18 protein-coding genes and 1 riboswitch are annotated in these 22890 nt (G+C 72.6%); of the genes, 7 read left to right on the top strand and 11 right to left on the bottom strand.

Annotated elements, in window-relative coordinates:
- Positions 1-39: 39 nt before the first annotated feature.
- Positions 40-831: a VOC family protein gene (locus ABZ937_RS04345; protein WP_361685531.1), complete on the top strand. Its 792-nt coding sequence runs from the start codon at positions 40-42 to the stop codon at positions 829-831.
- Between the two features lie 4 nt (positions 832-835).
- Here the strand turns inward: ABZ937_RS04345 and ABZ937_RS04340 are convergent, their stop codons facing one another.
- The 4 genes from ABZ937_RS04340 to ABZ937_RS04325 all read right to left on the bottom strand — a co-directional run bounded on the left by ABZ937_RS04340 (position 836) and on the right by ABZ937_RS04325 (position 6311).
- Positions 836-1486 (bottom strand): thymidine kinase, encoded by a 651-nt coding sequence (locus ABZ937_RS04340; RefSeq protein ID WP_361685529.1) that lies wholly within the window; start codon positions 1484-1486, stop codon positions 836-838.
- 56 nt (positions 1487-1542) lie between these two features.
- Positions 1543-2739 (bottom strand): nucleotide pyrophosphatase/phosphodiesterase family protein, encoded by a 1197-nt coding sequence (locus ABZ937_RS04335; protein WP_361685527.1) that lies wholly within the window; start codon positions 2737-2739, stop codon positions 1543-1545.
- Entirely contained in the window at positions 2739-3335 is a 597-nt protein-coding gene (locus ABZ937_RS04330; protein WP_361685525.1) for a DUF5998 family protein, read from the bottom strand. The genes ABZ937_RS04335 and ABZ937_RS04330 overlap by 1 nt, the downstream gene beginning before the upstream one ends.
- 156 nt (positions 3336-3491) lie before the next feature.
- Positions 3492-6311, bottom strand: a complete 2820-nt coding sequence (locus tag ABZ937_RS04325) for a GNAT family N-acetyltransferase (protein ID WP_361685523.1) — start codon at positions 6309-6311, stop codon at positions 3492-3494.
- Between the two features lie 178 nt (positions 6312-6489).
- Here ABZ937_RS04325 and ABZ937_RS04320 point away from each other — a divergent pair, with 178 nt between their 5' ends.
- A complete protein-coding gene (locus ABZ937_RS04320) occupies positions 6490-6771 on the top strand; it encodes an HPr family phosphocarrier protein (RefSeq protein ID WP_145866789.1) in 282 nt (93 codons plus the stop codon).
- Between the two features lie 172 nt (positions 6772-6943).
- On the opposite strand, the gene ABZ937_RS04315 is transcribed toward ABZ937_RS04320, so the two are convergent.
- The 4 genes from ABZ937_RS04315 to ABZ937_RS04300 all read right to left on the bottom strand — a co-directional run bounded on the left by ABZ937_RS04315 (position 6944) and on the right by ABZ937_RS04300 (position 11755).
- Complete coding sequence (locus ABZ937_RS04315; protein WP_361685520.1) at positions 6944-7630, bottom strand: GntR family transcriptional regulator; 687 nt, start codon at positions 7628-7630, stop codon at positions 6944-6946.
- 198 nt (positions 7631-7828) lie between these two features.
- A complete protein-coding gene (locus ABZ937_RS04310) occupies positions 7829-8584 on the bottom strand; it encodes a M23 family metallopeptidase (protein ID WP_361685518.1) in 756 nt (251 codons plus the stop codon).
- Between the two features lie 12 nt (positions 8585-8596).
- Positions 8597-8757, bottom strand: a riboswitch (cyclic di-AMP (ydaO/yuaA leader).
- Between the two features lie 209 nt (positions 8758-8966).
- Positions 8967-10355 (bottom strand): pitrilysin family protein, encoded by a 1389-nt coding sequence (locus tag ABZ937_RS04305; protein WP_361685516.1) that lies wholly within the window; start codon positions 10353-10355, stop codon positions 8967-8969.
- A complete protein-coding gene (locus ABZ937_RS04300) occupies positions 10352-11755 on the bottom strand; it encodes a pitrilysin family protein (protein WP_361685514.1) in 1404 nt (467 codons plus the stop codon). Before ABZ937_RS04300 ends, ABZ937_RS04305 begins: the two co-directional genes overlap by 4 nt.
- Before the next feature lie 360 nt (positions 11756-12115).
- On the opposite strand from ABZ937_RS04300, the gene ABZ937_RS04295 reads away from it, so the two are divergent.
- The gene (locus ABZ937_RS04295; RefSeq protein WP_361685512.1) at positions 12116-14575 is read left to right on the top strand and encodes a DNA topoisomerase IV subunit A; all 2460 of its coding nucleotides are present in this window, start codon (positions 12116-12118) and stop codon (positions 14573-14575) included.
- On the opposite strand, the gene ABZ937_RS04290 is transcribed toward ABZ937_RS04295, so the two are convergent.
- Complete coding sequence (locus ABZ937_RS04290; protein ID WP_361685510.1) at positions 14572-15639, bottom strand: GTP-binding protein; 1068 nt, start codon at positions 15637-15639, stop codon at positions 14572-14574. The two genes, ABZ937_RS04295 and ABZ937_RS04290, sit on opposite strands and share 4 nt — an antisense overlap.
- A gap of 124 nt (positions 15640-15763) precedes the next feature.
- Positions 15764-16930, bottom strand: a complete 1167-nt coding sequence (locus tag ABZ937_RS04285; RefSeq protein WP_361685508.1) for a citrate synthase/methylcitrate synthase — start codon at positions 16928-16930, stop codon at positions 15764-15766.
- A gap of 113 nt (positions 16931-17043) precedes the next feature.
- Here ABZ937_RS04285 and ABZ937_RS04280 point away from each other — a divergent pair, with 113 nt between their 5' ends.
- The 4 genes from ABZ937_RS04280 to ABZ937_RS04265 all read left to right on the top strand — a co-directional run bounded on the left by ABZ937_RS04280 (position 17044) and on the right by ABZ937_RS04265 (position 21760).
- Complete coding sequence (locus ABZ937_RS04280; RefSeq protein WP_361685506.1) at positions 17044-18300, top strand: citrate synthase; 1257 nt, start codon at positions 17044-17046, stop codon at positions 18298-18300.
- 53 nt (positions 18301-18353) lie between these two features.
- Positions 18354-19295, top strand: a complete 942-nt coding sequence (locus ABZ937_RS04275) for a sucrase ferredoxin (RefSeq protein WP_361685504.1) — start codon at positions 18354-18356, stop codon at positions 19293-19295.
- Positions 19296-19388: 93 nt separating this feature from the next.
- Positions 19389-21080: a sensor histidine kinase gene (locus ABZ937_RS04270; RefSeq protein WP_361685502.1), complete on the top strand. Its 1692-nt coding sequence runs from the start codon at positions 19389-19391 to the stop codon at positions 21078-21080.
- Positions 21080-21760: a response regulator gene (locus tag ABZ937_RS04265; RefSeq protein ID WP_361685500.1), complete on the top strand. Its 681-nt coding sequence runs from the start codon at positions 21080-21082 to the stop codon at positions 21758-21760. The genes ABZ937_RS04270 and ABZ937_RS04265 overlap by 1 nt, the downstream gene beginning before the upstream one ends.
- An 18-nt stretch (positions 21761-21778) precedes the next feature.
- On the opposite strand, the gene ABZ937_RS04260 is transcribed toward ABZ937_RS04265, so the two are convergent.
- Positions 21779-22834, bottom strand: a complete 1056-nt coding sequence (locus tag ABZ937_RS04260; protein WP_361685498.1) for an ABC transporter substrate-binding protein — start codon at positions 22832-22834, stop codon at positions 21779-21781.
- Between the last annotated feature and the right edge of the window lie 56 nt (positions 22835-22890).

Genomic DNA, 22890 nt, shown 5'->3' with positions numbered 1-22890 from the left:
CGACACGGCCCCCGCGAGGGGCCGGGGAGAGAGTGATCGATGACCGAGGCACGGGAGTCGGCCGGTCCGCACGCACGGCGCGTGCCCGGCACACCCTGCTGGGTGAGCCTGATGGTGCACGGGCTGGATGCCATCGAGGAGTTCTACGGCGAGCTGTTCGGCTGGGAGTTCCGGCCGGGCCCGCAGCAGCTCGGCCCCTATGTGCGGGCGCTGCTGGACGGGCGGGAGGTGGCGGGAATGGGCCAGCTGCCGCCGGACCGCCGGCTGCCGGTCGCCTGGACGCCGTACCTCGCCTCGGACGATGTGGACCGGACCGCCGACGCGGTCCGGCTGTGCGGCGGCACGGTGGCCGTCGGCCCGCTCGACGCCGCCGAGGCCGGCCGGCTGGCGATCGCCGCCGACCCCTCCGGGGCGGTGTTCGGGATCTGGCAGGGCGCCGCGCATCTCGGCACCGCGATCACCGGTGTGCCCGGCACGCCCGTCTGGAACGAACTGCTCACCTTCGAGACGGAGAGCGTCGCCAAGTTCTTCAAGAGCGTGTTCGGTTACGAGGAGGAGCCGGTGGTCTCCGCCGACTTCGACTATGTGACCCTGCGCCTGGCCGGCCGCCAGGTGGCCGGGCTGCACGGCATGGGCCACGGTCTGCCCCGGGACCGGGGCCCGCACTGGCAGACGTACTTCGAGGTCGCGGACGTCGACGCGACGCTGCGGCAGGTCACCGAGCTGGACGGCCGGGTCCTCAGGCCGGCCCACGACAGCCCGCACGGTCGGGTGGCGACGGTGGCGGACCCGGAGGGCGCCGAGTTCTCGGTGGTCCGGAGCCCGAGCTGAGGCCTCAGGCGGGCGGGACGGGCAGCACGTCCGGGGACAGGGCCGCCGCGCGGGCCGACGCGGCGGTCATCCGGCGCCGGTGGTGGCGCCGGCACAGCACCTCGTAGCCGACCTCGCCCGCGGAGTGGTTGACATCACCGACGACCACCTGGGCGCCCTCGACCACCATCTCGCCGCCTATCGTGCGCGCGTTGTGCGTGGCGCGGGCGCCGCACCAGCACAGCGCCTCCACCTGGAGCACCTCGATCCGGTCGGCCAGTTCCACCAGCCGCTGCGAGCCGGGGAACAGCTTGGAGCGGAAGTCGGTGGTGATCCCGAAGGCGAACACGTCCAGGCCGAGATCGTCCACCACGCGCGCGAGCTGGTCGATCTGCTCGGGCGCGAGGAACTGTGCCTCGTCCGCGATCACGTAGTCGGCCCGGCCGCCCTGCGAGAGATGGTCCACGAGGTACGCGTACAGGTCCTGGCCGTCCTCGACCTCCACCGCGTCGGTGACCAGGCCCAGCCGGGAGGACAGCTTGCCCTCGCCCGCCCGGTCGTCCCGGGTGAAGATCATGCCGGCCAGGCCGCGCGCGGAGCGGTTGTGCTCGATCTGCAGAGCCAGCGTCGACTTCCCGCAGTCCATCGTTCCGGAGAAGAACACCAGCTCGGGCATGAGGAGTTGAGCACCTTTCGGTGAGTGATCGGGACAGGGGGCGGGACGGGGCCGATTCAGGAGCGTACTTCGAGCAGCGGGACCAGCTGTTCCGCCGGAGTCATCGAGCCGTGGTTGCCGACCAGCGAGGACTCCTTCGGTTCGCGCTCGGAGGCGATGATCAGGACGTCGTCGTGCGCGGCGGCGACCACGTCCCCGATCCGCGGGTACACGCGCTCGTCGCATTCGCCTGGCCGCCCGAACCAGCCGGCCGCGATGGCCTCGTCCCGCGAGGCCACCCAGAACTGCTCTCCGAGCACCTCGCGCCAGACCGTCAGGACGTCGTTCTCGGCGCCCGGCACCGCGTACACGTGCCGGGCCCGGCCCTCGCCGCCCAGCAGGGCGACCCCGGCGCGCAGCTCCCAGTCCTCGTCGAAGTCGATGCGGTGCTGCTCGTCGAACGGCACGTCGACCATGCCGTGGTCGGCGGTGACGTACAGGGCGCTGCGCGGGGGCAGTTGCTCGGCGAGGCGCTGGGCGAGCCGGTCGACGTACATGAGCTGGCCGCGCCAGGTGTCGGAGGCGACGCCGTAGCGGTGTCCGGAGCCGTCCAGCTCGGCGTAGTACGTGTACACCAGCGAGCGGTCGCCGGCGGCCAGTTGCTCGGCGGCGAGGTCCATGCGCTCCTCGCCGCTCAGCCGTCCGTGGAAGCTGCCGCCGCTGAGCGCCACCTTGGTGAGCGGGGTGTGCGCGAAGGCGGGCGAGGACACCTGGGCGGCGTGCACGCCGGCCTCGTGGGCCAGCTGGAAGACGGTGGGGTACGGCTGCCAGGGGCGCGGATCCGTGTACGGCTGCCAGCGGAGCTGGTTCATCAGCTCGCCGGTGGCCGGGTTGCGCACGGTGTACCCGGGCAGGCCGTGGGCGCCGGGCGGCAGGCCGGTGCCCACGGAGGCCAGGGAGGTCGCGGTGGTCGCCGGGTAGCCGGCGGTGAGCGGGCGTCCGGTGCCGCCGCGCGAGCTGCCGAGCAGGGAGGTCAGGAAGGGAGCCTCGTCCGGGTGGGCCCGCAGCTGCTCCCAGCCGAGCCCGTCGATCAGGAAGACACAGGCCCGGTCGGCGGCGGTCAGTTCCTCGATCGTGGCGGTCAGGCCGGGGACGCCCATGCCGGCGGCCAGGGTGGGCAGCAGGTCGGCCAGGGAGCCGGTGCCGTACTCGGGCAGCGGGGCGGAGTCGAGGGCGAGGGGTTCCGGGTGGTCCCAGGCGGAGAGCTGGGACATCAGCGCGTGAGGTCCGCGGTCGCCTCCGAGATGGACTGCGCGAAGGCGAGCGCCTGGCGCACCGTCTCCGGCCCGTCCCCGGCCTCGCTGACGCGCAGGCTGAGGTCGTCCGCCGTGGAGCTGCCGGTGTAGCCGTGGTCGGCGTCGCAGTTGGGGTCGCCGCAGGCGGCGGGCTCCAGGTCGATGCGGCTGACCGCGCCCCAGCCGATGGTCAGCACGACCTCGCGGGGCGGCGTGCCCGGCGTGTACTGCTCCGGGTTCGCGACCACCCGGCTGACCACGACCGACGAGATCCGGTCGAGCTTCACGGACTCGGTGGAGGTGGTGGCGTACGGCGTCGGGGAGGTGCTGTCGGCGGCCTGCTCGTCGGTGTGGCTGACGATGAAGCGGTTGCCGGTGAGGACCAGCACCGTAACGTGCCGGCGCACCTCGTTCTGGTCGAACGTGGTCTCCTGGTGGACCAGGTACGACCGGATGGGCTCGCCGCCCACAGCGGCCTCCACCGCCTCGGCCACGAGGGCCGGGTAGTAGCCGCTGCGCTCGATCGCCGCGCGCAGCCCCTGGGTCGTCGTACTGGTCTTGGCCATGGCGTCCATCCTAATCCGTGGGCGGGGGCGGTCCGGGCCAGTCGCGGGTACTCGGGGCGGGCCCGGCGCCGGGGCGCGGACGCCGTGGGACCGGCCCGGGCGCACGGAGGACGGGGTCCTGGAACAGCCGGTGTCCGGCGATCTCCACGTGGCCCCCTCCCCTGGTCAGTAGGCCGGCAGCGTGCGCGGGCCTAGGTCGTCGCGGGCGGGCGGGGGCGCGAGCCGTACGGTGGCGCCGAGGACGCTCACACCGTGCGGGGCGACGACGACCGGCTCCAGGGTGACCGCGACCACCTCCGGGTGATCGTCGACCAGCCGGGACACCCGCAGCAGCAGCTCCTCCAGCGCGGGGGTGTCGACGGGCGTGGAGCCGCGCCAGCCGAACAGCAGCGGCGCGGTGCGGATCGACCGCACCAGCGAGCTCGCCTCCCGGTCCGTGACGGGGACCAGCCGGTGGGCCATGTCCCCGAGCAGCTGCGAGGCGGCTCCGGCCAGGCCGAAGGACAGCACGGCGCCGGCCGCCGGGTCGATCACCGCGCGGACGACGGTGTCGACACCCCTCGGTGCCATCGCCTGCACCACCGGGCGCAGCTCCTCCGGCGGCCCGAACAGCTCGGTCAACTCGGCGTACGACCTCAGCAGTTGCTCCTCGTCCGCGAGGTCCAGGCGTACGCCGCCCAGGTCGGCGCGGTGCCTGAGGTGCGGGGCCGTGGCCTTGAGGGCCACCGGGTAGCCGAGGGCGCGGGCGGCTTCGGCGGCGGCGTCCGGGGTGAGCGCGGAAAGCGCCCGGCGGACGTGGATGCCGTACTTCCCGAGCAGCTCACAGGTCTCGTCGGCGGAGATGGTGAGCCCTTCCCCGCGCGCCAGCAGCCCCTCGATCAGCCGCGCGGCCCCCTTCTCGTCGATGTCGTCGTAGTCCGGCACCTTCCCGGGGTCGGCCGCCTCCCGCTGCCACTGGCCGTACTTCACGGCTTCCGACAGAGCCCGGACGGCGCGTTCGGCGGCGGGGTAGGCGGGGATGAGGTGGGTGCCCTCGGGCGGGGAGGTCCGCGCGGGGGGCTCGGCCGTGCCGGCCGCCGCCGCGGTGTCGGACGCCCTGCCGGTGGCCCACGGTGCGGTACTGGCCGCGGCCGACAGCGCCTCCGCCAGCCCCCCGAGCTCCACGTGCACCACCAGCACCGGCTTGCCCGGCACCGCGGCGGCGGCCGACCGCAGCGCCTCCGCCAGCTCCGCGTCCCCCGGCGACCCCTCGCCGATCGCGGGGATCGCCGTGACGACGACGGCGTCGTTCGTGCCGTCGGCCAGCGCGGCGGCGAGTGCCCGGTGGAAGTCCTCCGCCGTCGCCCCGGTCGTCAGGTCGACCGGCCGCGCCGGCCGCAGCCCCTCGGCGAGACACCGGTCGTACGTCAGGACGCCCAGCGACTCCGAGTTGCCGAGGATGGCCACGCGCGGCCCCGCGGGCAGCGGCTGACGCGCGAGCAGCAGCCCGGCGTCGACCAGCTCGGTGATCGTGTCGACCCGGATCACGCCGGCCTGGCGGAGCAGCGCGGAGACGGTGGCGTGCGGCAGCCGGGTGGCCCGTACCGCGTGCCCCTGGGGTGCCGCACCGGTCCCCTGGACCACCACCAGCGGCTTCGCCGCCGCCGTGCGCCGGGCGAGGCGGGTGAACTTGCGGGGGTTGCCGATGGACTCCAGGTACATGAGGACGACGTCGGTCTCGGGGTCGTCGTACCAGTACTGCAGGACGTCGTTGCCCGAGACGTCGGCGCGGTTGCCGGCGGACACGAAGGTGGACACGCCGGTGACCCCCGTGACCCCTCCCCCGCGCCGGTGCAGCCGGGACAGCAGGGCGATGCCGATGGCGCCGGACTGGGCGAACAGTCCGATGCGGCCGGGGCGGGGCGGCTCGGGGGCGAGCGAGGCGTTCAGCCGGACGTCCGGCGCGGTGTTGATGACACCGAAGGCGTTCGGGCCGATGATCCGCATGCCGTACGCGCGTGCGGCCCGGACGAGGGCCCGCTGCCGCTCGCGTCCCTCGGGCCCGCTCTCGGCGTATCCGGCGGAGAGCACGACCAGCCCCTGGACGCCGTGCTCCCCGCACTCGGCGACCACCCCGGGCACGTGCTCGGCCGGTACGGCGACGACGGCGAGGTCCACATGCCCGTCGATGTCCCGCACCGAGCGGTACGCGGGCACCCCGTCGACCTCCTTGAGGTCCTCCGGGAACGCCTTGTTGACGGCGTGCAGGCGGCCGGGGTAGCCGGCGTCGCGGATGTTGCCCAGGATGCTGCGGCCCACCCCGCCGGGGGCCCGGCCGACGCCGACGACCGCGACGGAGCCGGGCGCGAGGAGCCGCCGTACCGAACGGCCCTCGGCGCGCTGCTCCCGCGCGCGCTGCACGGCGACGGAGCGGTCGGTGGGTTCGAGGTCGAACTCCAGGCGGACGACGCCGTCCTCGAAGCTGCGCTTCTGGGTGTAGCCGGCGTCCGTGAACACCTTGATCATCTTGTTGTTGGCGGGGAGCACCTCGGCGGCGAAGCGCCGGATCCCGCGCTCGCGCGCGACGGCCGCGATGTGCTCCAGGAGGGCGGAGGCGACCCCGCGGCCCTGGTGGGCGTCCTGGACGAGGAAGGCGACCTCGGCCTCGTCGGCGGGCGCTGAGGCGGGCATGCCGTCGGCGCCGATGCGGTCATAGCGTACGGTGGCGATGAACTCGCCGCCGATCGTGGCCGCGAGTCCCACCCGGTCCACAAAGTCGTGGTGCGTGAAGCGGTGGACGTCCTTGGCGGAGAGTCGTGGGTACGGCGCGAAGAAGCGGTAGTACTTCGACTCGTCCGAGACCTGCTCGTAGAAACTGACCAGGCGGTCGGCGTCATCAACGGTGATGGGCCTGACGCGCGCGGTGCCACCGTCGCGCAGCACCACGTCCGCCTCCCAGTGGGCGGGGTACTGGTGCCGGTCCTGCCGGCCCGCCGAGGTCTGCATGGGCCCCAGAGTACGGCTCGCGTACGACAACGGCGCGGGGCAGTCTGTGGAGGACGGAGAGCCGGACCGAGGCCGCGGTCCGGTGCCACGGCGGAGCGGGACGAACGTCCCCTCCGGGCACGCTTCGCGATATGGGAAACTGGTCTAGACAACCCTGAACACCGAAGGGCAGCAACACATGGCTGAGCGCCGCGTCAACGTCGGCTGGGCCGAGGGCCTCCACGCCCGCCCCGCCTCCATCTTCGTCCGAGCCGCCACGGCCGCAGGCGTCCCGGTGACGATCGCCAAGGCCGGGGGCAACCCCGTCAACGCGGCCTCGATGCTGGCCGTCCTGGGCCTGGGCGCCCAGGGTGGCGAGGAGATCGTCCTCGCCTCCGACGCCGAGGGCGCGGACGTCGCCCTCGACCGTCTGGCCAAGCTGGTCTCCGAGGGCCTGGAGGAGCTGCCCGAGACCGTCTGAGCAGGACCGGGAAGCCGCGTCGTCCGTACCGGACGGCGCGGCTTCCGCGTTTTCCCGGCAGCCTGAATTCCCCGCGGGCACCGAACGGCTCGCGTCCCGGAATTCAGGCAGGAAAAGGGCAGCAGAAAACACCCCTCCACCGAATAACTCTTCTTTGTATACGGTGTCCGTGTTAATACCGCGGGCCCGAGATGTTTACGGCGTGTTGCGAAGTCCTCACACGCTCCGCGGCACCGGAAAAGCGCAGCCGGTGCGCGCCTGTCGCGCGCTCCGCGTGCAGCGCCGTGAGCGTCCGCGCGCGCTCCCCGTCCCCGCGCGCCACCGCGTCCACGATCGCGCCGTGCTCCGCCCAGGAGTCCCCCGGGCTCAGCGGCGCCTCCAGCACGTACATCCAGGCGATCTTGTGCCGCAGCTGGGTGAGCATCGAGGTCAGCGAGGGGCTGCCGGAGGCCTGCGCGAGCGTCTCGTGGAACCAGCCGCCCAGCGAGCGCAGATCCTCGCTGTTGCCCCTCCTGGCCCGCTCCTGGCCCAGCCGGACCAGGCCGCGCAGCACCTTCAGATGGGCCTCGGTGCGCCGCTGGGCGGCCCGGGCGGCACCCAGCGGCTCCAGCAGCATCCGCATCTCCAGCAGGTCGGCGGCCTCCTGCTCGGTCGGCTCGGCCACGCACGCGCCCGCGTGCCGGCGCGTCACCACGAAGCCCTCGGCCTCCAGGGTGCGCAGGGCCTCGCGCACGGGGACGCGCGAGACGCCGTAGCGGCGGGCCAGGACTTCCTCGGTGAGACGGCTGCCACGCTCGTAGACACCGGCGACGATGTCGTCCCGGACCGCGGTGCACACCGAGTGCGCCGGAATACGCATGACCGACCTCCGCTTTAATCCCCGTGAAACGTCGTCGACGGACGCGTGTTCCGAGACTCTATTCCAATGAGCCGGAATTTCCGACGGCAGGCCGTAATCCATGGATATTTTTTGGACAACGGGTCCGGCGGACACTGCGAAAAACGACGAAAGCCCCGGCTCGATGAGCCGGGGCTTCGGACTGCCGTGCGGGAGGCGTCAGATGTTCACGCCGTGCTGGCGGAGGTAGGCGACGGGGTCGACGTCCGAGCCGTACTCGGGGGTCGTACGCGCCTCGAAGTGGAGGTGCGGGCCGGTGACGTTGCCGGTGGCGCCGGACAGGCCGATCTGCTGGCCCGGGACGACCTTCTGGCCCACCGTGACGCCGATGGAGGACAGGTGCCCGTACTGGGTGTACATGCCGTCGGCCATCCGGATCACGATCTGGTTGCCGTAGGCGCCGCCCCAGCCCGTGGAGACGACCGTGCCGGAGCCCACCGCGTGGACGGCCGTGCCGCTGGCCGCGTGGAAGTCGACGCCGGTGTGCGAGCCGGAGGACCACAGCGAGCTGCTGGCCTGGTAGCCCGTGGAGACGTAGGAGTGCGCGATGGGCGCGACGAAGGCGTTCAACAGCTTGCGCTCGGCCTCCCGGGCGGCGCGGGCCTTGGCCTCGCGCACCTCCTGGGCCCGCTGGGCGGCTTCCTTCGCCGCGGCCGCCTCGGCCGCCTTCTCGTCGGCGGCCTGCTGCTGGGCGGCGGCCTGCGCGTCGATCTGCTCGGCGACGTCGTCGGTAGCGGCGAGGACCGGGGTGAGGCCGGTCTGCTCCGCGGGGGTCTCGGCGGCCAGCGCCGGGGAGGCGGCGAGGGTGCTGATCACACCGGTGGTGGTGAGGGCCGCGATACCGGCCGCCTGAGCGGTGGTCCGCTTGACCCGGCCGGGCTTGCGGTGCTTCCCGGTGGCGCACATGAACGCCATGAAGTGGCTGGTCCTTTCCTTCCCTCTCGCCTACCGGGTTAGCTGACGGGTTCGGAGCAGGAAGGTCTCCTACGAGCCCCCTCGCAGCCGCGCGGGCGCCCGATTCACCCCAGGGACGGTGGGTCCCCGGCTCCCCTGGCTCGCGCCGTACGGGGACTCGGCGATGGCTGTCCGGTGCCGCGGGCGCGGCGCACTGCCTGACGAACAGCCCGGACGACGCTACGGTGGCCCGCTTTCAATCCTCAAACGGATCCGGGCTTTTGTAGCGCATCCCACAGGGCAGACAGGCAACCTCCGCCCCAAAACGGGCATCTGGGGGAACGAGTGGAACAGCAGGGGCCCTGACGACCCGTAGGTCGTCAGGGCCCCTGCGCGCGTGGCACTACTCGGCCGTCACCACGGTCACTTCACCGATGCCGAGCGCCTCGACCGGCGCCTTGATCTGGGCGGCGTCGCCGACGAGGACGGTCACCAGGCGGTCCACCGGGAAGGCGTTCACGACGGCCGCGGTGGCCTCCACCGTGCCCGTGCCGGCCAGCTGCTGGTAGAGCGTCGCCTGGAAGTCGTCGGGCAGGTGCTGCTCGACCTGGTCGGCCAGCGTGCTCGCGACGGCCGCGGCGGTCTCGTACTTCAGCGGCGCCACGCCGACGAGGTTCTGCACGGCGACGTCCCGCTCGGCGTCGGTCAGGCCCTCCGTCGCGACGGTCCGCAGCACCTTCCACAGGTCGTCCAGCGCCGGGCCGGTGTTCGGGGTGTCCACGGATCCGCTGATGGCGAGCATGGCCGCGCCCGTGCCGTCCGGCGCGGACCGCAGAACCTGCCCGAAGGACCGCACGCCGTAGGTGTAGCCCTTCTCCTCGCGCAGGACGCGGTCCAGCCGGGAGGTGAGGGTGCCGCCGAGGCAGTACGTGCCGAGCACCTGGGCGGGCCACACCCGGTCGTGCCGGTCGGGTCCGATCCGGCCGATGAGCAGCTGCGTCTGGACGGCGCCGGGCCGGTCCACGATGATCACGCGCCCCGTGTCGTCGGCGGTCACCGGCGGCACCGGCCGGGGCTCGCCCGGGGTGCCCGTCCAGGCGCCCAGGGTGTCGCCGAGCAGCGCGTCCAGGTCGATGCCGGTCAGATCGCCGACGACCACCACGGTGGCCGTGGCGGGCCGGACGTGGCGGTCGCAGAAGGCGCGCACGGCCGCCGCGTCGATCTTCTCGACCGTCTCCTCGGTGCCCTGGCGCGGGCGGGACATGCGCGAGGTCGCCGGGAACAGCTCCTTGGAGAGTTCCTTTGCGGCCCGGCGGGCGGGGTTGGCCAGCTCGTGCGGGATCTCGTCCAGGCGGTTGCGGACCAGCCGCTCGACCTCGCTCTCGGCGAACGCGGGCGCGCGCAGGGCGTCGGCGAGCAGGCCGAGGCCCTTGGCGAGACGGGAGGCCGGGACCTCCAGGCTGATCCGGACGCCGGGGTGGTCGGCGTGCGCGTCGAGGGTGGCGCCGGCGCGCTCCAGCTCGGCGGCGAACTCCTCGGCGGAGTGCTTGTCGGTGCCCTCGGAGAAGGCCCGCGCCATGATCGTGGCGACGCCGTCCAGGCCGTTCGGCTCGGCGTCCAGAGGCGCGTCCAGCAGCACCTCCACGGCGACGACCTGCTGGCCGGGGCGGTGGCAGCGCAGCACGGTCAGGCCGTTGTCGAGCGCGGTCCGCTCGGGGGCCGGGAACGCCCAGGGCCTGGCCTCGCCGGGCTGCGGCTGGGGGTGGAAGTCCATGGTGGCGAGCTGGGTCACTTGGCCGTCTCCTCGTTCTCGGTCTCGTCGCGGCCCGCCTCTACGGTCGCTTCCTGCTCCGGGTCCTCGGGGACGTCGGCGTCCGGGGCCTTTTCCGGGGACTTCGGCTCGTAGACGAGGACCGCGCGGTTGTCGGGGCGCAGGTGGGCCTTGGCGACCTCCTGGACCTCCTCCGGGGTCACCGCCAGGACGCGCTGGACGGCGGTCAGGGCGAGCTGCGGGTCGCCGAACAGGACGGCGAACCGGCACAGTTCGTCGGCGCGGCCGGCGACCGTGCCGAGCCGGTCCAGCCACTCGCGCTCCAGCTGGGCCTGGGCGCGCTCCATCTCCTCGGGGGTGGGGCCCTCGGCGGCGAACCGGGCCAGCTCCTCGTCGATGGCGGCCTCGATGACGGGCACCTCGACGTCACCGGAGGCCTTCACGTCCAGCCAGCCCATGGAGGGCGCGCCGGCCAGGCGCAGCAGGCCGAAGCCGGCCGCGACGGCCGTGCGGTCCCGGCGCACCAGCCGGTTGTACAGGCGGGAGGACTCGCCGCCGCCGAGGACGGTCAGGGCCAGATCGGCCGCGTCGCACGCGCGCGTGCCGTCCTGCGGGAGCCGGTAGGCGGCCATCAGGGCGCGCGCCGGGACCTCCTCGACGACGACCTCGCGCAGCTGCTCGCCGATGACGTCCGGCAGGGAGCCCTCGCGGGGCTCGGGCTTGCCGTCGTGGGACGCGATCGACCCGAAGTACTTCTCGATCCAGGCGAGGGTCTGCTGGGGGTCGATGTCGCCGACCACGGAGAGCACCGCGTTGTTCGGCGCGTAGTAGGTGCGGAAGAACTGGCGGGCGTCCTCCAGGGTGGCCGCGTCCAGGTCCGCCATCGAGCCGATCGGCGTGTGGTGGTAGGGGTGGCCCTCCGGGTAGGAGAGGGCGGTCAGCTTCTCGAAGGCGGTGCCGTACGGCACGTTGTCGTAGCGCTGGCGGCGCTCGTTCTTGACGACGTCCCGCTGGTTCTCCATGGACTCGTCGTCCAGGGCGGCCAGCAGGGAGCCCATGCGGTCGGCCTCCAGCCAGAGGGCCAGCTCCAGCTGGTGGGTGGGCATGGTCTCGAAGTAGTTGGTGCGCTCGAAGCTGGTGGTGCCGTTCAGCGAGCCGCCGGCGCCCTGCACCAGCTCGAAGTGACCGTTGCCCTTGACCTGGGCGGAGCCCTGGAACATCAAGTGCTCGAAAAGGTGAGCCAGGCCGGTACGCCCCTTGACTTCGTGGCGGGAACCGACGTCGTACCAGAGGCAGACCGCCGCCACCGGGGTCAGGTGGTCCTCGGAGAGCACCACGCGCAGACCGTTGGCCAGCCGGTGCTCGGTCGCTGCCAGGCCCCCGGAGCCTGCCTCGGCCGTGGTCGTGTGACCCATGGGCATGTACGTCCCTTCGCGAGCGGAGGCGGTCGAAAGAAACCGCGGTTTTCCTGCCGTTCCTGCCACTGTATGCAAAGCGTGCGGGGCCTCGGCGAAGTTCCCGCGGGGCGTACGCCGAGAGCGGATCGCGTAGCCTGCGTCGGACCCGCTCCCGGACGGCCTCGCGGCTCCGGGGCGGCCGTTCCCCAGCGGCCTCGCGCCGCCGGATCGGGCCGCGCCCGACGGCCCCGCGCCGCCGGGGCGGGCCGTTCCCCGGCGCCGGCCGGGCCGCCGGGACCGGGTCGCGGCACCGCTTGTCAGTGCCTCGGTCCACAATGGTCCGCGTCAGATCCGTCAAACGCTTCAGCAAGGAGCCAGGCAGCGATGGCCCGCCGCAGCACGAAGACCCCGCCGCCCGACGATTCGTTCGAGGAGAGGATCCTCGACATCGACGTCGTGGACGAGATGCGTGGCTCCTACCTTGAGTACGCGTACTCGGTCATCTACTCGCGCGCCCTGCCGGACGCCCGTGACGGCCTCAAGCCGGTGCACCGCCGGATCGTCTACCAGATGAACGAGATGGGCCTGCGCCCCGAACGCTCGTACGTGAAGTGCGCGCGTGTCGTCGGTGAGGTCATGGGCAAGCTGCACCCGCACGGCGACGCGTCGATCTACGACGCCCTGGTGCGCATGGCGCAGCCCTTCTCCATGCGTGTGCCGCTGGTCGACGGCCACGGCAACTTCGGCTCCCTGGGCAACGACGACCCGCCGGCCGCCATGCGGTACACCGAGTGCCGGATGGCCGAGGCGACGAGCCTGATGACCGAGTCGATCGACGAGGACACGGTCGACTTCGCGCCGAACTACGACGGCCAGGAGCAGGAGCCGGTGGCCCTGCCCGCCGCCTTCCCGAACCTGCTGGTCAACGGCTCCTCGGGCATCGCGGTCGGCATGGCGACGAACATGCCGCCGCACAACCTGCGCGAGGTCGTCACCGCCGCCCGCCACCTGATCCGGTACCCGAACGCCGACCTGGACGCGCTGATGAAGCACGTCCCGGGCCCGGACCTGCCCACCGGCGGCCGGATCGTCGGCCTGGACGGCATCCGGGACGCGTACGCGACCGGTCGCGGCACCTTCAAGATGCGCGCGACCGTGTCGATCGAGACCGTCACCGCCCGCCGCAAGGGCCTGGTGGTCACCGAACTGCCGTTCACGGTCGGCCCCGAGAAGGTCATCGCGAAGATCAAGGACCTGGTCAACGCGAAGAAGGTCCAGGGCATCGCCGACGTCAAGGACCTCACCGACCGCGAGCACGGTCTGCGCCTGGTCATCGAGATCAAGAACGGCTTCGTGCCGGAGGCGATCCTGGAGCAGCTGTACAAGCTGACCCCGATGGAGGAGTCCTTCGGCATCAACAACGTCGCCCTGGTCGACGGCCAGCCGCTCACCCTGGGCCTGAAGGAGCTGCTGGAGGTCTATCTGGACCACCGCTTCGAGGTGGTCCGGCGCCGCAGCGAGTTCCGCCGCGGCAAGAAGCGCGACCGGCTGCACCTGGTCGAGGGCCTGCTGACCGCGCTCGTCGACATCGACGAGGTCATCCGGATCATCCGGTCCAGCGAGAACTCCGCGCAGGCCAAGGAGCGCCTGATGGAGCGGTACTCGCTGAGCGAGGTGCAGACGCAGTACATCCTCGACACGCCGCTGCGCCGGCTCACCAAGTACGACCGGATCGAGCTGGAGGCGGAGAAGGACAAGCTCACCGCGGAGATCGCGGAGCTGACCCGGATCCTGGAGTCGGACGCGGAGCTGCGCAAGCTGGTCTCCGCCGAACTGGCCGCCGTGGCGAAGAAGTTCGGCACCGACCGGCGCACGGTCCTGCTGGAGTCCGGGGGCGCCCCGGCGGTCGCCGTGCCGCTGCAGGTGGCCGACGACCCGTGCCGGGTGCTGCTGTCCTCGACGGGGCTGCTGGCCCGTACGGCGACCGACGAGCCGTTCCCCGAGGCGGCGGGCGCCAAGCGGGTCAAGCACGACGTGATCGTCTCGGCGGTGCCGGCGACCGCGCGCGGGGTGATCGGCGCGGTGACCTCGGCGGGCCGGCTGCTGCGGATCAACGTGGTCGACCTGCCGCAGCTGCCCGAGTCGGCGGCAGCGCCGAACCTCTCCGGAGGAGCCCCGCTGGCGGAGTTCGTCTCCCTGGAGGACGACGAGACGGTGGTCTGCCTGACCACGCTGGACGAGTCGTCCCCGGGTCTGGCGCTCGGCACCGAGCAGGGCATCGTCAAGCGCGTGGTGCCCGACTATCCGTCCAACAAGGACGAGTTGGAGGTCATCACGCTCAAGGAGGGCGACCGGATCGTCGGCGCGGTGGAGCTGCGCACCGGCGAGGAGGACCTGGTGTTCATCACGGACGACGCGCAGCTGCTGCGCTTCCAGGCCTCCATCGTCCGCCCGCAGGGCCGCCCGGCGGGCGGCATGGCGGGCATCAAGGTCACCGAGGGCGCGCGGGTGATCTCCTTCACGGCGGTCGACCCGGCCGCCGACGCGGTGGTGTTCACCGTGGCGGGCTCCCGCGGCACGCTGGACGACTCGGTCCAGACGACGGCCAAGCTGACCCCGTTCGACCAGTACCCGCGCAAGGGGCGGGCCACGGGCGGCGTGCGCTGCCAGCGGTTCCTGAAGGGGGAGGACTGCCTGGCGCTGGCCTGGGCGGGCCCGACTCCCGCGCTCGCGGCGCAGAAGAACGGCATGCCGGCGGCGCTGCCGGAGCCGGACCCGCGCCGGGACGGCTCCGGGACGTCGCTGCAGAAGACGGTGTCCGTGGTGGCGGGGCCGGTCCTCTAGGCGGGCGGATCCTCCAGGTCGGCTTCCGCCGCGTCCGGGCCCGGTACGTAGCGCAGGACGCCCCACATGCCGTGTTCGTCGGCGTGTGGGGCGTCGTTCTTGCACGCCTCCAGCTCCTTGGCGAGGGTCCCGGTGTCGATGCCGGAGCCGATCAGCACGAGCTGGGTGAGGCGGGCTTCGCCGGGCGCCCAGGGCTCCGGGTAGAAGCGCAGGAACCGGCCGACGGCGTGTACGGCGTACCGGTTGAGGGTGTCGTACGGCCCGAAGTCGACGTACCCCTTGATCCGGTACAGCCCCTCGGGCCGGCTGTCCAGGAACTGCATGAGCCGACGGGGCTCCAGGGGCACGTCGGAGGTGAAGGGCAGGCTGTCGTAGCCGGTGTGCAGGTGCCCGGCGTGGTCGTGCGCGCCGTGGTCGTGCAGGTCGTCGAAGGACAGCTGCCCGATGCGCTCCTCGCTCGGCCGGCAGTCGAAGAGGAACTCGGGGTCGATACGGCCGTAGGTGGCGGGGACGACGGCGGCGCGGTCGGTGAGCGAGCGGACGAGCCCCAGGACCCGGTCGGCGTCGTCGGCGCGGTCGAGTTTGTTGACGACGACCAGGTCGGCGAGGGCGAGGTGCCGGTCGATCTCGGGGTGCTTCGCGCGGGTGTCGTCGGACTCGGCGGCGTCTACGACCTCGACGAGACCGCCGTAGACGATGCGCGGATGCTCGCTGGCGAGCACCATGCGCACGAGTTCCTGTGGCTCGGCGAGCCCGCTGGCCTCGATGACGATCACGTCGATGCCGGCGGCGGGCGCGGCGAGCCGGTCCAGGTAGAGGTCGAGTTCGCTCGCGTCGACGGCGCAGCACAGGCAGCCGTTGCCGAGCGAGACGGTCGAGTCGCCGAGGGCGCCCGCGACGGCCATGGCGTCGATCTCGATGGACCCGAAGTCGTTGACGACAGCCCCGATCCGGCTGCCTCCGCTGCGGTGCAGCAGATGGTTGAGGAGCGTGGTCTTCCCGGAGCCGAGAAATCCGGCGAGTACGACGACGGGGATCTGCTGCGGGGTGCGGCTGCTGCCCAACGGGCGTCCTCTCTTCCCTGGACCGACTGGGCTGACCAGGATATGAGCGGGGCGCCTGAGGAGGGTGCCCCGGGCTCGTGGACGGCTTGCGGCGGGCGGGGGGCGTGCTCCGTCGCCCGGTCCGTCAGGGCTGTGCCGGCACCGCCACCTGCGGCTGAGGGCCCACGTACCGCGCCACCGGGCGGATGATCTTCGGGTCGGCCGCCTGTTCCAGGATGTTGGCGCTCCAGCCCACCACCCGTGCCGCCGCGAAGGTGGCGGTGAACATCTCCCGGGGCAGACCGCACAGTTCCATGACGACACCGGCGTAGAACTCGACGTTCGTGTGGAGTTCGCGGCCGGGCTTCAGCTCGGCGAGGATCGCCTCCACCCGCCGCTCGACCTCCACCGCGAAGTGCACCCGTGGGCCGCCGAAACCGAGGGCGATCTCCCGCAGCATCCGCGAGCGGGGGTCCTCGGTGCGGTACACGGCGTGGCCGAAGCCCATGATCCGGTCGCCGGCGAGGACCCGCTCGCGGATCCAGGCGTCGATCCGGTCGGGCGTGCCGATCGCGTCCAGGGTGTCCAGGGCCCGGCTGGGCGCGCCTCCGTGGAGGGGCCCGGACAGGGCGCCGACGGCGCCGGTCAGGCAGGCCGCCACGTCGGCGCCTGTGGAGGCGATGACGCGTGCGGTGAAGGTTGACGCGTTGAATCCATGATCAATGGTTGAGATCAGGTATTGCTCGACGGCACGGGCCCGGCGGGGATCCGGTTCGGACCCCGTCAACATGTACAGGTAGTTGGCCGCGTACGAGAGGTCCTCGCGCGGCTCGACCGGGTCGAGCCCCCGGCCGAGCCGGTACAGCGCGGTGAGCAGCGTGGGTACGGCCGCGCAGGCGGCCACGGTGTCGGCGCGCCGCCGGTCCGCGTCGATGTCGTACACCGGCCGGAAGCCCTGCGAGGCGCCCAGCAGGGACAGTGCCGTGCGCAGCCCGGCCAGCGGTCCGGACAGCCGGCCGGCGGCGGCGATCGCGGGCAGGGCCGCGCGGACGTCCTCGGGCAGGTGTCGCAGGGCGGCGGTCTCGGCGGCGAAGACGGCGCCGCGTCGCGCGTCCGGGAGCGTGCCGTGGGCCAGGAGGTGCCAGACGTCCTCGAAGGTCCGGGTGCGCGCGAGGTCCACGGCCGAGTACTGGCGGTAATGGTAGAAGCCCTCCCGGCCTCGGACATCACCGACCTGGGTCTCGGTGACGACGACACCCGCGAGGCCGCGCGGGGCGTGGATGAGCGGGGTGGCGGTCCTGTTGACGGTCATGGTGTTCCTCCCTGGACTTGATCCGACTGTCCATGCTTGACTCAATTCCTGTCAATATTGATCCAATCAATGAATAGCCATCAAGATGTGCAGGGGCGACTACGGTGACCTCCATGCGCGATCACGACACCGCTCCCCACCGTCCCGGGCACCGGCTGACCACCAAGGAGACCGCCGAACTGCTCGGTGTGAAGCCGGAGACGGTCTACGCGTACGTGAGCCGCGGCCTGCTCAGCAGCAGACGCGAACCCGGCGGCCGGTCCAGCACCTTCGAGGCCAAGGAGGTGGAGGCACTCGCCCGTCGCAACCGGCGCGAGGCGGCCGGGAGCGCGGGCTCCGGTGGTGACCTGTCCGTCCGTACCCGGATCACGCTGATCGAGCAGGACCGGTACTTCTTCCGGGGAGTGGACGCCGTCGAGCTGGCCGGCCGCCACTCCTACGAGGAGGTCGCGGAGTGGCTGTGGACGGGCCGGCTGACCCCGGGGGTGACGTTCTCCGCGCCCGAGGCCCTCGTCGAGGTCGCCCGCCGCGCGGTGGACGCCCTGTCCGAACACGCCTCCCCCGTCGACCGGCTGCGGGTGGCGGCGATCGCCGCGGCGGCCGAGGACCCGCTGCGCTTCGACCTGTCCGAGGAGGCCGTACTGAACACGGCGCGCATCCTCATCCCCACCCTCGTCGCCGCACTGCCGCCGGTCCGGGCCGACCACAAGGACGACGGCCCGCTGGCCCACCGCCTGTGGGGACGGCTGACCGGCCACCCGGCCGACGAGGCATCCCTGCGCGCCCTGGACACCGCACTGGCCCTGCTCGCCGACCACGACCTGGCCGCGTCCACGCTCGCGGTCCGGGTCGCCGCCTCGGCCCGGGCACACGCGTACGCGGCCGTCTCGGCCGGGCTCGGCGTCCTGGAGGGCCCGCTGCACGGCGCCGCCAGCGGTCTGGCCCACCGGATGCTCCTGGACGTGCTCGACCAGGGCACGGCGGTCCCGGTGATCGCCGAGGAGCTGCGCGCGGGCCGTCGCGTCCCCGGCCTCGGCCACCGGCTGTACACGGGCGAGGATCCCCGCGCGCGGGTGCTGTTCGGCCTCCTGGAAGAGGTCCCGGGCACGGAGTCCGCGCTGCTCGCGGCCCGCGACATCGTCGCCACGACCGCCCGGCACACGTCGCTGCACGCCAACGTGGACCTGGCCCTGGCGGTGTTCACCGCGTCCAGCGGCATGCCGGCCACGGCCGGTGAGACGATCTTCGCCGTGGCGCGGACGGCGGGCTGGATCGCCCATGCCCTGGAGGAGTACGGCGAGCGCCCGCTGCGCATGCGCCCCAGCGGCCACTACGTCGGTCCGCGCCCGCCGCAGCCCCTCCCGGAGTAGGACACGGCCCCGGCCGGAAGTCCCCCGCCGAAAGTCAGGTTAGGCTCACCTCTGTGAGTAGGTGTGCGACCGTCTCCCGGAGCCTCGACGAGCCCGTTTCCGGCACGGCTGCCACGGCGACGACGTGGCTGCTGCTGGAACAGCCCGGGCCGTGGGGTGCCAAGGCACTCACTGCCAGCCACCTGGACCGCGCGCTGGGCCGGGCACTGGAGGCCGCCGCGGACGGCACCGGCGTGCGCGTCGCGCTGATCCGGCGCCCCGGACGCCACGCCGACCCCGGCACGCCCCCGGTCCGGCAGGTGTACGCCGCGCACACCGTTCCGGGGCGCGTGTGGCTGCACAGTGCCACCACCCGCGATCCGGAGCGGCTGCTCGCCCTCGACTTCGCCGGCCTCGGCGCGGGAGACCACCGTTCCTTCGGCGCGGCGCTCGGCGGGCGACCGCACGGGGGTGACCCGCTGGCGCTCGTGTGCACCAACGGCAAGCGCGACCGCTGCTGCGCCCTCCTGGGCCGCCCCCTCGCCACGGAGCTGGTCGCCTCGGGAGTGCGCGGCGTCTGGGAGGTCACCCATCTGGGTGGACATCGGTTCGCGCCCACGGTGCTCGTCCTGCCGTACGGCTACGCCTACGGCCGCGCCGAGGCCCACACCGTCAAGGAGGCCCTGCACGGCGTCCAGGAGGGGCGGGTGGTCGTCGAGGGGTGCCGGGGGTGCTCCGCGTGGGAACGGCCCGGCCAGGCGGCCGAGCTGGCCGTCCGGTCGGCCGCGGACGAGTACCGGGCGGGTGTGCTCAGCGTCGTACGGACCGACGGCACGGCTCCGCGCTGGGAGGTCACCGTCGCCCACGCCGACGGCCGCCGGTGGCGGGTCATCGTGGCACAGGGGGCGTCGTTGCCGCCCCGCCCGGAGAGCTGTGGCGCGGCGGTCCTCGGGGCGCCCGCGCGGATGGACGTGGTCGAGGTGCGCGAGCTGAGGCCGACGGCGCTGGCGAGCTAGCCGGGGCAGTTGATCGATCGGTCAATGGTGGATCAAGAGATCCACCCCACACCCGCTGGGGCGCTTCCGGCCGCCCCACGTACCGTCGTGGGTATGAGCCCCACTCCCCCCGCACGCCGTCTGCGCCTCGGTCTGCCACGGCGGATGTTCTCGCAGGTGCTGCTGATGCAGGTGGCGATCGCCGCGGGAGTCGCGGTGCTCGCGACCGGGCTCTTCCTGGCGCCGCTCAGCAAACAGCTGGACCAGGAGGCGATGCGCCGCGCGCTGGCCATCGCCGAGACCACGGCCCAGGACCCGCAGATCGCCGAGGGCGTCCTGACCACCCCGCCGACCAGGAACGGCCCGGTGCAGAAGGAGGCCGAGCGGATCCGGAAGGCCACGCACGCGGAGTACATCGTCGTGCTCGACCGGCGTGGTTTTCGCTGGTCGCACACCACGCCCTCGGAGATCGGCCAGCATGTCTCGACCGATCCCAAGGAGGCTCTGACCGGCCACGAGGTCATGGAAATCGACAACGGCACCCTGGGCCGCTCCGCACGCGGAAAGGTGCCCCTGTACGACGCCCGCCACCGCATCGTCGGCGCGGTCTCGGTCGGCATCGCCTACGACAGTGTGCGAGCGCGGCTGATCAGCGCGATCCCGGGGCTCTTCGCCTACGCGGGCGGGGCGCTCGCGGTGGGTGCGCTGGCGGCCTGGCTGATCTCGCGCCGGGTCCAGCGGCAGACCCGGGACCTGGCTTTCTCGGACATCTCGGCGCTGCTCGCGGAGCGCGAGGCGATGCTGCACGGCATCCGGGAGGGCGTGGTCGCGCTGGACCGGGGCGGCCGTATCCGCCTGCTCAACGACGAGGCGCGGCGGCTGCTGGGCATCGGCGACGAGGCCGTCGGGCGGACCCCGGACGAGGCGCTCGGCGCGGGCCGTACGACGGACGTGCTGACCGGCCGGGTGACCGGCACCGACCTGCTCACCGTGCGCGGCCAGCGCGTCCTGGTCGCCAACCGCATGCCCACCGGCGACGGCGGCGCCGTGGCAACCCTGCGCGACCGCACCGAACTGGAGCAGCTGGGGCGCGAACTCGACTCCACGCGCGGGCTGATCGACGCCCTGCGCGCCCAGGACCACGAGCACGCCAACCGCATGCACACCCTGCTGGGGCTGCTGGAGCTGGAGATGTACGACGATGCGGTGGAGTTCGTCGGCGAGGTGGTCGGGGACCACCGGGCCACCGCCGAGCAGGTCACGGAGAAGATCCAGGACCCGCTGCTGGCCGCGCTGCTGGTCGGCAAGGCGACCGTGGCGGCCGAGCGCGGGGTCGCCCTGTGGGTGTCGGAGCACACCCGGCTCCCGGACCGGCTGATCGATCCCCGGGGGCTGGTCACGGTCGTGGGCAACCTCGTGGACAACGCCCTCGACGCGGTCGCGGGCACGCCGCACGCGCGCGTGGAGGTCGAGTTGCGCACCAAGGGCCGTACGGTCGTCCTCAGGGTGCGCGACACGGGCCCCGGAATCCCCGAGGACCAGCGAGAATTGATCTTCACGGAGGGGTGGTCGACCAAGAAGCCCCCCGCGCACGGCAAGCGGGGCATCGGGCTCTCGCTGGTGCGCCGGCTGGCCGAGCGGCAGGGCGGGAGCGCGACCGTGGGCGCGGCGACCGGCGGGGGCGCGGAGTTCACCGTGGTGCTGCCCGAGGCGCTGACCGAGCCGGAACTGGAGCCCGCGCTCACCGGGTCCGCCGAGCCCGCCGCGGCGGCGAACGTCCCGGCCACCGCCGAGGAGGAGGCGTGATGATCGAGGTGCTGGTCGTGGACGACGACGCCCGGGTGGCCCGGGTCAACGCCGCCTACGTGGAGAAGGTGCCCGGTTTCCATGTGGCCGGCGAGGCCCACAACGCGGCCGAGGCGCTGCGCCAGGTGGAGGCCCTGCCGCAGGTCGATCTCGTCCTGCTGGACCACTACCTGCCCGACGACACGGGTCTCGCGGTCGTCCAGGAGATGCGCCGGCGCGGCCACCAGACCGACGTGATCATGGTGACGGCGGCGCGGGACGTGTCGACCGTCCAGGCGGCCATGCGGCAGGGGGCGCTGCAGTACCTGGTGAAGCCGTTCGCCTTCGCCGGTCTGCGCGCCAAGCTGGAGGCGTACGCCGAGCTGCGGCGCACCCTGGACGGCGGCGGCGAGGCCGAGCAGGCGGAGGTGGACCGCATCTTCGGCGCCCTGTCCGCGCCGTCGGAGCCCGGGCTGCCCAAGGGGCACTCCCCGACGACGGCCGAGCTGGTGCGCCAGGCGCTGCTGAACGCCGAGCGCCCCCTGTCCGCCCAGGAGATCGCCGAGCGGACCGGGGTGAGCCGGCAGACCGCCCAGCGGTACCTGAAGCTCCTGGAGCGCACCGGGCGGGCCCGGCTGACGCTCAAGTACGGCGACGCGGGCCGCCCGGAACACCGTTACGTGTGGGCGACCCGCGCCTGAGCGGGATTCATGCAGCGGTCACTTGACCGCCTTGACGAACTCCGTCGTGTATGTCTTGCTCAAGTCGACCTTCGCGTTCTGGATGTTCGGGTTGAACGCCTTGAGGACCTTCTCAACGGTCTCGGGACCGCCCTCGGGCATCACGCCGTCGTCGGTGAACATCGGAAGAGTGCTCTTGATGGCCTGCGCGTACAGGGACTTGTTGCCCTGGGAGTAGTCGGCGGGCATCTTCGCGGCGATCTCGTCGGCGCTGTGCGTGGACATCCACTTGAGCGTCTTGACGAATGCGTTGACCAACTTCTGGACGGTGTCCTTGTGCCCGTTCACCCAGTCCGTCTGCATGTACAGACTTGACGACGGGTACGGCCCGCCCAGCGCCTCCTGGGAACCCTCGGGGGTGCGCATGTCGAGGAGGATCTTCCCGGCCTTCTTGTCCAGGATCGTCGCCACGGTCGGGTCGGTGGTCATGCCGCCATCGATGGCGCCCTTCTGGAGCGCCGCGATGAACGTCGGCCCGGCCCCCACCGCGACCGGCGTGAACTCACTGATCTTCACACCGTTCTTGACCGCCAGGTACTTCGTGAGGAAGTCGGTCGAGGAGCCGAGCCCCGTCACGCCCAGCTTGCGGCCCTTGAAGTCCTTGGGCGAGGTGAGGTCGCCGGCCGCCTTGTCCGAGACGACCTCTACCTCGCCCGGCGCGTGCGAGAACTGCACGACCGACTCCACCGACTTGCCCTTCACCTGGAGGTCGAGGGTGTGGTCGTAGAACCCGACCGCGCCCTGCACCTGGCCGGAGACGAGCGCGGTCTCGGCCTGGACGCCGGCGGGCTCGCTGAGGAGCTGGACGTTGAGTCCCTCGGCCTGGAAGTAGCCGAGGCGCTGGGTGAGCATCGCGGGCAGGTAGATGACCTTGTCCAGGCCGCCGACCATGATCTTGACGGTCTCGCCCTTGCCGCCGCCTCCGCTGCCGGCGTCGGCCGTGGAGCTTGCCGCGTCGTTGGCGCAGGCGGTGAGCGAGGAGAGGGCGAGGAGGCCGGCGGCGGCCAGGGAGGCGTATCTGGCGGTCTTGCGCATGCGGGTCACGTCCTTGTGAGAGGGCGGTGCGGGGAGGAGTGGGGGGCGGCGAAGGG

The organism is Streptomyces sp. NPDC046727, assembly GCF_040645635.1.
Taxonomy (GTDB): domain Bacteria; phylum Actinomycetota; class Actinomycetes; order Streptomycetales; family Streptomycetaceae; genus Streptomyces.
This window is presented reverse-complemented; position numbering and strand designations above follow the sequence as displayed.